We start from the raw sequence: 11,907 nt of genomic DNA, 5'->3' as shown, positions 1-11,907 counted from the left end.
TCATTGCATCAGCCCGTAGGGTGGATGACGTTTTTTTCATCCACCAGGGCCCCGCCCGGTGGCGCGACCTGATGGGGCTGGCGCAAGTGCCGCTGCGCCCAGCCATTTCCAACCCGCAATGGTGGATGGGTGAAGCGTCATCCACCCTACGTAGAGCCAAGCCGCCGTCATTGCATCAGCCCGTAGGGTGGACGACGTTTTTTTCATCCACCATGGCCCCGCTCGGTGGCGCGACCTGGTGGGCTGGCGCGAGTGCCGCTGCGTCCATCCACCTCCAACCCGCTTGGTGGATGGGTGAAGCGTCATCCACCCTACGTAAGCCGTTACTGCATCAGCGGCGTTTCCGCGCCCTGCAGGTGGATGCCCTCGATATTCGCCGCACCCACCAGGTTCTGCAGGTACTGGCTGACACCGATCTGCCAGACGCGCTGGTTGAGCTCGGCGCGAATCGAGCCGGCGACCACCTCGTAGGGCAGCTGCTCGCCTTCGATGCGCTGATCGACGAAGACCAGGTGATAGCCGTAGCGGCTTTCCAGCGGCTGCTGGCAGAGGCCGACCGGCAGGCGGAACAGCTGGCGCTCGAACTCCGGCACGGTCTGGCCCTTGCTGATCTGCCCAAGCGCGCCGCCCTGCGCCTTCGACGGGCAGGCCGAATGCTGCAGCGCCAGCTCGGCGAAGCCTTGCGGGGCGGCCTGCAGTTGGCCGATCAACTGCAGCGCCTGTTCGCGAGCCAGGCTGCGCGCCTCGGCATCATCCGCCGGGCAGGCCAGCAGAATGTGCCGCGCGGCCAGCAACGGCGCGCTGAAGAAGCGCTGCTGATTGCCGCTGTAGTACTGCTGGCAGGCAGCCTCGTCGGCCAGCGGTAGCGGCACTTCCTGCTCGATCAGCGTGCGGGTGGCCGCCTCTTCCTCGCTTTCGCCAGCCTCGGCGCGCACCACCAGCCCCAGTTCACCAATGCGCTGCTGCAGCAGCTCGCGCAATACCAGCGCCTGGGTCGCCAGGTAGACGGCCTCTTCGCGGCTGTCGGCCGGGTGGTACTGCAACTCCTGGGCGATGGCCTGGGCGGCGATCGCCACACCATTGACCCGCACCCGCGGCCATTCCTGCTCGCTGCTGGCAATCAGCAGCGGTTCACCGGACGCCTGTTCGACAGCCGGCTCGCTGTCTTCCTCATGCGGCAGCTCCTCGAACAGAGGAGCATCTACCGGTACTTCGATTTCCGGACGCGCGCCGCCACCGCAGCCGCCGCTTCCACCGGTGCTTCCACCACATCCACAACCCATGACGATTACCTCGATAAGACGCTTGAACCTTCGATCCGATCGGCCAGGACGGCTGACGCACGGGGCGTCAGCCGGCGAGGGTCATACCGGGGCCTTGCTCTTTGCCGTGGCAGGCACAGCTTTCGGCGCCACGGTTTCGCGGGCCGGGACTTCGTAGGTGCGCGGGCGCTGCGGGCGCGGCATGGCCGGCTTGACGCCCTTCTGCCGGACGATCTGGTAGCGCCGGCCCAGGTACCACACCGGGGCACTGACGATGTGCACCAGACGGGTGAAGGGGAACAGCACGAACAGGGTCATGCCGAGGAACACGTGCAGCTTGTAGATGACGCTGACCGACTCGATGGCGCCTGCGGCCTTGACCGGCTGCAGGGTGACCAGGCTCTGCGCCCAGGTGCCCAGCAGCACCATCACCGAACCGTCCAGATGGCCGGTGGAGGCGACGATGGTCAGCAGACCCAGCACCAGCTGCGCCAGCAGCACGAAGAGGATCATGATATCGCTGGTGCTGGAGGTGGCGCGCACGCGCGCATCGGTCAGCCGGCGATGAATCAGCATCACCAGGCCGATCAGGCAGAGGATGCCGAAGAAGCCGCCGGAGACCATCGCCACGATCTGCTTCTGGCCGCTGGTGATGAACGAGTGGTACAGCGCCTCGGGCATCAGCAGGCCGACGAAGTGACCGGCCAGGATAAAGATGATGCCGACGTGGAACAGGTTGCTCGCCAGGCGCATGCGGTTGTTCGACAGCATCTGGCTCGAGCCGGCCTTCCAGCTGTACTGCGACAGGTCGAAGCGCGCCCAGCTGCCGATCAGGCAGATGGCCAGCGCGATGTAGGGGTAGACCCCGAACAGCAGGAAATTGAAGTTAGACATTGCGCACCTCCTGGGCGAGCGCGGCGGCCTGCCCGTCATGCTTGAAATCGGTCCAGTGCAGCGGCACCGGGCTTTCCTCGCGAGCCTTGCCCGGCCCGCTCGGCATGGATGGGCAGCGATCCTGCTGTTCGGCCTGGAGGAAGTTGACCTGTTCCTCCTCCCAGATCTTGTCCAGCGCCTCCAGCGAGTCGTCGCGTTCCTCGGCGGCGACCTGCTCCTGCAGGCCGGCCAGGGTTTCCTGCACCGGCTCGCCGGCGATCTGCAGCAGCGCACGGAAGCACGCGGCATGCGGGCTTTCGCGCTCCTGCAGACGCGCCGCCAGCAGGGCCAGCAGGTGCGACACGTCGGCCAGCCCCTCGCGGGCCTCGAGGTCGTCGCGGGTGGCGAGGTACTCGAGGTACAGCGGGATGTAGTCCGGCAGCTCGCGTACGCCGATGTCGAAACCGGCCTCGGTGTACTGCGCCATCAGGTCGACCATGGCCTGGCCGCGGTCGCGGGACTCGCCATGTACGTGCTCGAACAGGAGCAGCGACAGCGAACGGCCGCGGTCGAACAGGTCGGTGTAGCGCTCCTGCACGTCCATCAGGTCGTCTTCGCTCAGCTCGTCGAGCAGGCGGCGCAGCGCGATGCGCTGCTCCGGGCTGATCTCGCGGGCCGCGCCGATGGCCTGGGCCAGTTCGGCATGGCCGTCGCGCAGATGCTGGTCGGGGTAGTCCAGCAGCAGGGATATCACTTTAAGGATGCGCATGGCTCAGTCCTCCCACAGCTGGACGGTCTTGATGATGTCGCGGCGGTTGGCCTTCTTCGCGCCAAACATGTTGGTGTCCGAGGCGCCCGAGCAGCCGCTGCCGAAGCTGAAGCCGCAACCGGAACGCTCGGCGAAGGCGTCGCTCATGGCCTCTTCGCGGTGCGCGGTCGGGATCACGTAGCGGTCTTCGTAGTTGGCAATGGCCAGGTAGCGGTACATGTCCTCCACCTGGGCCACCGACAGACCGACGCTCTCCAGCACCTTGAGGTCCTGCACACCATCGACCTGCTCGGCACGCTTGTAGGCACGCATGGCGAGCATGCGCTTGAGCGCCAGCTTGACCGGCTCCTCGTCGCCTGCAGTGAGCAGGTTGGCCAGGTAACGCAGCGGGATGCGCAGGCTGTCGACGTCCGGCAGTACGCCGTCCATGCTGACGTGACCGGCGCTGGCGGCGTTCTGGATCGGCGACAGCGGCGGCACGTACCAGACCATCGGCAGCGTGCGGTATTCCGGGTGCAGCGGCAGCGCCAGCTTCCAGTCCACCGCCATCTTGTAGACCGGCGACTTCTGCGCGGCTTCGATCACCGACATCGGTACGCCGTCGTTGAGCGCCTGCTCGATGACCTTCGGATCGAACGGATCGAGGAAGATCTCCAGCTGCTTGGCGTACAGGTCCTGCTCGTTGACGGTGCTGGCCACTTCATGGATGCGATCGGCGTCGTAGAGCAGCACGCCGAGGTAGCGGATGCGGCCCACGCAGGTCTCGGCACAGACGGTCGGCATGCCGGCCTCGATGCGCGGGAAGCAGAAGATGCACTTCTCGGATTTGCCGCTCTTCCAGTTGAAGTAGATCTTCTTGTACGGGCAGCCGCTGATGCACATGCGCCAGCCGCGGCACTTCTCCTGGTCGATGAGGACGATGCCGTCCTCCTCGCGCTTGTAGATCGCACCGCTCGGGCAGGACGCGGCGCAGGCCGGGTTCAGGCAGTGCTCGCACAGGCGCGGCAGGTACATCATGAAGGTGTTTTCGTACTGGCCGTAGATGTCGGCCTGCACCTTGTCGAAGTTCTTGTCCTTGCGGCGCTTGGCGAACTCGGTACCGAGGATCTCCTCCCAGTTCGGGCCCCACTCGATCTTCTCCATGCGCTGGCCGGAGATCAGCGAGCGCGGACGTGCCACCGGCTGGTGATCGGAGATCGGCGCGGTATGCAGGTTCTGGTAGTCGAAGTCGAACGGCTCGTAGTAGTCGTCGATGGTCGGCAGGTCCGGGTTGGCGAAGATGTTCGCCAGTACGCGGAATTTGCCACCGATACGCGGATTGATGGTGCCGTCGCCATTGCGCACCCAGCCGCCCTTCCACTTGTCCTGGTTCTCCCACTCCTTCGGGTAGCCGATGCCGGGCTTGGTCTCGACGTTGTTGAACCAGGCGTATTCCATGCCTTCGCGGCTGGTCCAGACGTTCTTGCAGGTGATCGAGCAGGTGTGGCAGCCGATGCACTTGTCCAGGTTCAGGACCATTCCAACTTGTGAACGAATCTTCATGGCCTATTCCTCAGATGTCTTGCGGCAGGGGTTGCGGCAGGTCGTTGCCGTTCGGGCCGTCGAGCCAGTCGACCTTGGCCATCTTGCGTACCACGACGAACTCGTCGCGGTTGCAACCCACGGTGCCGTAGTAGTTGAAGCCGTACGCCTGCTGGGCGTAGCCGCCGATCATGTGGGTGGGCTTGAGCACCACGCGGGTCACCGAGTTGTGGTGGCCGCCGCGGGTCTTGGTGGTCTCGCTGCCGGGCACGTTCACGATGCGTTCCTGGGCGTGGTACATCATCACCATGCCTTCCATCACGCGCTGGCTGACCACCGCACGGGCAGTCAGGGCGCCGTTGGCGTTGAAGCACTCGATCCAGTCGTTGTCCTCGATGCCGGCCTTCTTCGCGTCGACTTCGGACATCCACACGATCGGGCCGCCACGGCTCAGGGTGAGCATGATCAGGTTGTCCGAGTAGGTGCTGTGGATGCCCCACTTCTGGTGCGGGGTGATCCAGTTGAGGACGATCTCGGGATTGCCGTTGCTCTTCTTGCCCTTCACGTAATCGATGGTGCGGGTGTTGATCGGCGGCCGGTAGCTCATCAGCTGCTCACCGAAGGCCTGCATCCAGGGGTGATCCTGGAAGAACTGCTGGCGGCCGGTGAGGGTGCGCCACGGGATGTACTCATGGACGTTGGTGTAGCCGGCGTTGTACGACACATGCTCGTCTTCCAGGCCTGACCAGGTCGGGCTGGAGATGATCTTGCGCGGCTGCGCCTGGATATCACGGAAGCGGATCGCCTCGTGCTCCTTGGGCAGCGCCAGGTGGCTGTGGTCGCGGCCGGTGAATTCCGACAGCGCGGCCCAGGCCTTCACGGCAACGTGACCGTTGGTTTCCGGCGCCAGGCTGAGGATGACCTCGGCGGCGTCGATGGCCGACTCGATCTGCGGACGCCCTTGGCTGACGCCCTCCTCGCGCACCTTGTAGTTCAGCTCGCCGAGGAAATCGACTTCATCCTGGGTGTTCCAGTTGATGCCCTTGCCGCCGTTGCCGAGCTTGTCGAGCAGCGGGCCGAGGGAGGTGAACTTCTTGTAGGTGGCCGGATAGTCGCGCTCGACCACCGCCATGTTCGGGCAGTTCTTGCCCGGCTGCGGATCGACGCCCGCGGTCTTCCAGTCGCTGCCGCCGAACGGCTGCGCCAGTTCGCCGGGGCTGTCGTGCAGGAGCGGCACGGTGACCAGATCCTTCTCCACGCCCAGCTGACCTTCGGCCATCTTCGAGAAGGCCTTGGCGATGCCCTTGTAGATCTCCCAATCGGACTTGGCTTCCCAGGCCGGGTCGATCGCCGCCGACAACGGGTGGATGAAAGGATGCATGTCCGAGGTGTTCATGTCGTCCTTCTCGTACCAGGTCGCGGTCGGCAGGACGATGTCGGAATACACGCAGGTGGAGGACATGCGGAAATCGAGGGTGGTGACCAGATCGAGCTTGCCGATCGCGCCGTCGTCCTGCCATTCGGCCTCGAGCGGCTTGAAGCCGTCGCGCTTGCCGAGGTCCTCGTTCATCACGCCGTTCCTGGTGCCCAGCAGGTACTTGAGCATGTACTCGTGGCCCTTGCCCGAGCTGCCGAGCAGGTTGGAGCGCCAGACGAACATGTTGCGCGGGAAGTTATCCGGGTTGTCCGGCTGTTCGCAGGCGAACTTCAGCGAACCGTCCTTCAACGACTGGGTGACGTAGTCCACCGGCGACAGGCCGGCGGCTTCGGCGTCGCGGCAGATCTGCAGCGGGTTGCGGTTGAGCTGCGGTGCGCTCGGCAGCCAGCCGGCGCGTTCGGCGCGGATGTTGTAGTCGAGCATGTGCTCGGGGAACTGCGACTTGTCGGCCAGCGGCGAGAGCACTTCGTGGATGCTCATCTTCTCGTGGCGCCACTGCGAGCTGTGGTTGTAGAAGAAGCTGGTGCCGTTCATCTGGCGCGGCGGACGGCTCCAGTCGAGGCCGAAGGCCAGCGGCAGCCAGCCACACTGCGGACGCAGCTTTTCCTGACCCACGTAGTGCGCCCAGCCACCACCGGTCTGACCCACGCAACCGCACAACATCAGCATGTTGATCAGGCCGCGGTAGTTCATGTCCATGTGGTACCAGTGGTTCATCGCCGCACCGACGATGATCATGGAACGGCCATGGGTCTTGTCGGCGTTGTCGGCGAATTCACGGGCGATCTGGATCGCCTTCTCGCGGGATACGCCGGTGATGACTTCCTGCCAGGCCGGAGTGCCGGGCACGCTGGCGTCGTCGTAGCTGGAAGCGACGTTGGCGCCACCGAGACCACGGTCGATACCCAGGTTGGCGGCCATCAGGTCGAACACGGTGGCGACCTTGGTGGTGCTGCCGTCGGCCAGGGTGATGCTGCGCACCGGTACGCGGCGCAGCTGGACGCTTTCGCCCTCGGCGTGCTGGAAGTGCTCGTGGTGGATGCCGCCGAAATACGGGAAGGCGACTTCGGCGGTTTCGCCGCTGTCGATCTGGCTCAGGCGCAGGTCGACCTCGCGGCCGTTCTGGCCTTCGCGGGCCTCGATGTTCCACTTGCCCTTCTCGCCCCAGCGGTAGCCGATCGAGCCCAGCGGCGAGACCAGCACGCCGGTGTTGTCGTCGACGGCGATGGTCTTCCACTCGGGGTTGTTGGCCTGGCCGAGGTTGTCGGTCAGGTCCGAGGCGCGCAGGAAGCGGTCGGCGATGTAGCTGCCGTCCTTCTCGTTCAGGCGTACCAGCACCGGCAGGTCGGTGTAGCGCTTGGCGTAGTCGCGGAAGTAGGCGCTCGGCTTCTCCAGGTGGAATTCCTTGAAGATGACGTGGGCGAAGGCCTGGGCCAGCGCGGCGTCGGTGCCCTGCTTGGGGTTCAACCAGAGGTCGGTGAGCTTGGCGACCTCGGCGTAGTCCGGGGTGATGGCGACGGTCTTGGTGCCCTTGTAGCGGACTTCGGTGAAGAAGTGCGCATCCGGGGTGCGGGTCTGCGGGACGTTGGAGCCCCAGGCGATGATGTAGTTGGAGTTGTACCAGTCGGCCGACTCCGGCACGTCGGTCTGCTCGCCCCAGATCTGCGGCGAGGCCGGCGGCAGGTCGCAGTACCAGTCGTAGAAGGACAGGCATACGCCGCCGATCAGCGACAGGTAGCGGCTACCGGCGGCGTAGGAAACCATCGACATCGCCGGGATCGGCGAGAAGCCGATGACGCGGTCCGGGCCGTACTGCTTGACGGTGTAGACGTTGGCCGCGGCGATGATCTCGTTGACTTCGTCCCAGCTGGAACGGATGAAGCCGCCCATGCCGCGCTTGCTCTTGTAGGACTCGGCCTTGGCCTTGTCCTCGACGATGCTGGCCCAGGCGTCCACCGGGGTCATGTTGCGCCGCGCTTCACGCCACAGCTTGAGCAGCGGCTTGCGCACCTTGGGGTACTTCAGGCGATTGGCGCTATAGATGTACCAGCTGTAGCTGGCCCCACGCGGACAGCCGCGCGGCTCGTGGTTGGGCAGGTCGTTGCGGGTACGCGGGTAGTCGGTCTGCTGGGTTTCCCAGGTGATCAGGCCGTTCTTCACGTAGATCTTCCAAGAGCACGAACCGGTGCAGTTCACCCCGTGGGTGGAACGCACGATCTTGTCGTACTGCCAGCGCGAGCGGTAGACGTTCTCCCAGTCGCGGGATTCGATGCGGGTTTCGCCATGGCCGTCGGCGAACTCGCCCTGCTTCCTGTTGAAGAAGCGCAGTTGATCGAGCAAGTGGCTCATTGTTTCTCTCCTCACTCCGGTTGCGAACCACTGGCCCGACCGGTCGGCTTATCAATCTCGGCTTGCGCCAGCCGATGTGGCTGGCGCATTCATTCGGTGAACGTCAGGACGCGAGCTTCTGGCGGGCCTCCAGCTCCCGGTCGACGCTGGATACGTAGTACTCGTCGGAGAACGCGCCCTCGGGCTCCTTCAGCCAGAGCAGGCAGAGCCCGAAGCTGACGAACGCGCCGGCGGCGATCACCATGAAGAACTGCGAGGGGGTCACGAAGGTGAACAGGGTCAGGTAGCAGACCGCGCCGACGTTGCCGTAGGCCCCGGCCATGCCGGAGATCTGCCCGGTGACCCGGCGCTTGATCGAGGGGATGATGCCGAAGGTCGCGCCCTCGGCCCCCTGGACGAACACCGAGCAGAGCACGGTGATCGCCACGGCGACGATCAGCGGCCACTTGGCGTTCATCAGGCCCATCAGCAGGAAGCCGACGGCGATGCCGAGCATGTAGGCCAGCATCACGAAGCGGCGGTTGCCGAAGCGGTCGGAGACCAGCCCGCCCATGGGCCGCGCCACCAGGTTCACGAAGGCGAAGGAGGCGGCGATGATGCCCGCGGTGGTCGGGGTCAGGCCCCAGGTCTGCTCGAAGAACATCGGCAGCATCGACACCACCGCCAGCTCCGCGCCGAAGTTGGCGAAGTAGGTGGAGTTGAGTGCGGCCACGGTGTTGAAGGGGTACTTGTCGTCTTCCGGCACGCCCTTCTTCAGGATCGGCACGTTGACCCGCAGGATCTGCACCACCTGGAAGATCACCACCAAGGCGATCACCGCGTAGCAGATCATGGCGCCGGTGGAGCCCAGGTAGCCCAGGCCCTCGATGCGCCAGACCAGGATGCCGAGCACGCCGACCATGGGGATGGTCCAGATGATCAGCTTGATCATGTCGGCCCAGGTGCTGACTTCCAGCGCGCTGGCCTTGTGCGGCTTGCGGTGCACGGTGCCGGCCGGGCCGTCGGTGAGGGCGAACCAGTAGTACACGCCGTAGACGGCCATGATGATCGCCGAGCTGGCGATCGCCCAGCGCCAGCCTTCCGGACCGCCAAAGGCGTGGATGGCGATGGCTGGCAGGCTCATGGCGGCGGCGGCGGAACCGAAGTTGCCCCAGCCGGCATAGAAGCCTTCGGCGAAACCGATGTCCTTGGGCTTGAACCACATGGCGGTCATGTGGATGCCGACCACGAAGCTGGCGCCGATGGAGCTGAGGATCAGCCGCGACACCAGCAGCTGGGTGCGGCTGTCGCCGAAGGCGAAGAACAGCGCCGGTGCGGCCATCACCACCAGCAGCACCGAGAACACCCGGCGCGGGCCCCAGTGATCCAGCGCCATGCCGACCAGGATGCGCGCCGGAATGGTCAGCGCGACGTTGGCGATGGCGAACAGCTTGAGGTCTTCGGGCGTCAGCCAGTTCACGCTTTTCAGCATGCTCGAGGCCAGCGGCGCCATGCCGAACCAGACGAAGAAACAGATGTAGAAGGCGATCCAGGTCAGGTGCAGGGCCCGGATCTCGGGGCGCTTCCATTCGAACAGCGTAGAAACTCTCATGGTGAGCTCCTCACTCAGGGGCAGGCTTGAATCAGGACCGGGCAAGGCGCCCGGCGGGCCAGGAAGGCGCTGACGCTGCCGAAGGTCATGTAGTCGAGTTCGTCGACCAGCAGATTCAGCGAGCGGGAGATGAAGCCGCCGTCCGGTTCGTTGGAATGCCGCGCGATCACCAGCAGGTCGGGCTTCTTGTGCTCGGCGGCCTTGAGAATCATCTTGCGGGCGTCGCCCTCGGCGAGGATGACGTCGACGTCCAGGCCGAAGGCGCTGACCTTGGCCGCCGCCTCCTGCAGGAAGGCCTGGAATTCGCGACGCTCGCGCTCGTACAGCTCCACGGCCGAATCGCTGGTGTCGCGGGTTTCTTCCACCACCCCGATCAACATGACCAGCGGCTTGAGCGGGCCGAACATGTCGAGGGTGGCGTCCAGGGCTTTCCTGGCGTTACGCGAGTTGTCGTAGGCAATCATGATGTTCATGGCGGCTCTCCGGGCTCAGGGGTTCTTCACGTAGGCGTTGGGGCGCAGGTAGAACCACCAGTTGAGGATCAGGCACAGCGCGTAGAACACCGCGAAGCCGTACATGGCCACCTCGGGGGTACCGGCCTTGACCTGCTCGCCGATCACGATCGGGGCGACGAAGGAGCCGTAGGCGGCCACCGCCGAGGTCCAGCCGAGTACCGGGCCGGCCTTCTCGCGGTCGTAGATCACGCCGATGGTGCGGAAGGTGGAGCCGTTGCCGATGCCGCTGGCGGCGAACAGCACCAGGAACAGCACCAGGAACAGGAAGAAGTACTCTTCGGGCTGCGCCGAGCCGTAGGCCTGGTGCATCACGTAGCCGGCCGCGACCGAGGCGACGACCATCACCACCGAGATCACCTGGGTGACGATCGAACCGCCGACCTTGTCGGAGATCCAGCCGCCCAGCGGGCGGATCAGGGCGCCGATGAACGGGCCGATCCAGGCGTAGGTCAGCGCGCTCGGCGCATTGGGGTTGGCGACGCGGGTGACGGTGCCGTCGGCGGCCACTTCGTTCATGAAGCCGAAGATCACCGTGATCGACAGCGGCAGCGCCATGGAGAAGCCGATGAACGAGCCGAAGGTCAGGATGTAGAGGATGCTCATCGACCAGGTGTGCTTGTCGCGGAAGATCGCGAACTGGCGCTTGATGTTCGGGCTGATGCTGCCTGGGAGCAGGCGCAGCATGCCGAGCGTCGCGCCGATGGTCAGCAGCATCACGCCCCACATGTTCAGCACGCCGAGGCCGGTCGGTGCGGGCAGGTAGAGGTACAGGCCGATCGCCGCGGCGATGAAGGCCACCGCGTAGAGGCCGAGAATCTTGCCGAAGGCGTTCAGCGGGTAACCCGGGGTGGGCGAAATCACCAGCAGGTTGTTCATGCCGAACCAGCCGGCGAACGCCAGCGGCACCAGGAACAGCAGCCAGACCCAGCCGGCGTTCTGGATCCAGGTATCGGTGCCGGCGGAGATCTTGCCGATCAGCGTGCCGCTGTCCTTGATCAGTTCCATCGGCGCACCGGCCAGCGCACCGAACACGCCGGCGGTCATCACCAGCGGGATGAGGATCTGCATGGTGGTGACGCCGAAGTTGCCGAGGCCCGCGTTCAGCCCCAGGGCCAGGCCCTGCTGGTTCTTCGGGAAGAAGCTGCTGATGTTGCTCATCGAGCAGGCGAAGTTGCCGCCACCGATGCCGGAGAGGAAGGCCAGCAGCTGGAATACCCACAGCGGCGTGTCCTGGCTCTGCAGGGCGATGCCCGCCCCTGCGGCCGGGATCATCAGCAGCGCGGTGGTCAGGAAGATGGTGTTGCGCCCGCCGGCGATGCGGATCATGAACGACGCCGGGATGCGCAGGGTGGCGCCGGTAAGGCCGGCAATGGCGGTCAGGGTGAACAGCTCGGCGGGCTCGAAGGGAAAGCCCAGGTTGAGCATCTGCACCGTGACGATGCCCCACATCAGCCAGATGGCGAAGCCCATCAGCAGGCTCGGAATGGAGATCCACAGATTGCGGTTGGCGATCCGCTTGCCGGTGGTGTCCCAGAACGTCTGGTCCTCCACGTCCCACTTTTCGATATTGCTCATGGTCGATCCTCTTG

At 65.1% G+C, this 11,907-nt stretch carries 8 protein-coding genes; all 8 read right to left on the bottom strand.

Going from position 1 to position 11,907, the window contains the following annotated elements:
* Nucleotides 1-323: 323 nt before the first annotated feature.
* Complete coding sequence (locus IN820_RS14685) at nt 324-1,283, bottom strand: peptidylprolyl isomerase (protein ID WP_193681671.1); 960 nt, start codon at nt 1,281-1,283, stop codon at nt 324-326.
* Between the two features lie 81 nt (nt 1,284-1,364).
* Complete coding sequence (narI, locus tag IN820_RS14680; RefSeq protein ID WP_193681670.1) at nt 1,365-2,156, bottom strand: respiratory nitrate reductase subunit gamma; 792 nt, start codon at nt 2,154-2,156, stop codon at nt 1,365-1,367.
* Nucleotides 2,149-2,904: a nitrate reductase molybdenum cofactor assembly chaperone gene (narJ, locus tag IN820_RS14675; protein WP_193681669.1), complete on the bottom strand. Its 756-nt coding sequence runs from the start codon at nt 2,902-2,904 to the stop codon at nt 2,149-2,151. The genes narI and narJ overlap by 8 nt, the downstream gene beginning before the upstream one ends.
* Nucleotides 2,905-2,907: 3 nt before the next feature.
* Nucleotides 2,908-4,446, bottom strand: a complete 1,539-nt coding sequence (narH, locus tag IN820_RS14670; protein ID WP_044314939.1) for a nitrate reductase subunit beta — start codon at nt 4,444-4,446, stop codon at nt 2,908-2,910.
* Nucleotides 4,447-4,456: 10 nt separating this feature from the next.
* Nucleotides 4,457-8,212 (bottom strand): nitrate reductase subunit alpha, encoded by a 3,756-nt coding sequence (locus IN820_RS14665; RefSeq protein WP_193681668.1) that lies wholly within the window; start codon nt 8,210-8,212, stop codon nt 4,457-4,459.
* Between the two features lie 103 nt (nt 8,213-8,315).
* Nucleotides 8,316-9,803, bottom strand: coding sequence for an MFS transporter (locus tag IN820_RS14660; RefSeq protein ID WP_193681667.1), 1,488 nt, complete (start codon nt 9,801-9,803; stop codon nt 8,316-8,318).
* A gap of 14 nt (nt 9,804-9,817) precedes the next feature.
* Nucleotides 9,818-10,276, bottom strand: a complete 459-nt coding sequence (locus IN820_RS14655) for a universal stress protein (RefSeq protein WP_193681666.1) — start codon at nt 10,274-10,276, stop codon at nt 9,818-9,820.
* A 15-nt stretch (nt 10,277-10,291) separates the two neighbouring features.
* Complete coding sequence (locus IN820_RS14650; protein ID WP_193681665.1) at nt 10,292-11,893, bottom strand: MFS transporter; 1,602 nt, start codon at nt 11,891-11,893, stop codon at nt 10,292-10,294.
* Nucleotides 11,894-11,907 lie beyond the last annotated feature (14 nt).

It is taken from the genome of Pseudomonas lopnurensis (assembly GCF_015070855.1).
GTDB classification, from domain to species: domain Bacteria; phylum Pseudomonadota; class Gammaproteobacteria; order Pseudomonadales; family Pseudomonadaceae; genus Stutzerimonas; species Stutzerimonas lopnurensis.
The sequence above is the reverse complement of the archived record's forward strand: the minus strand, read 5'-3'. Positions and strand labels throughout refer to the sequence as shown.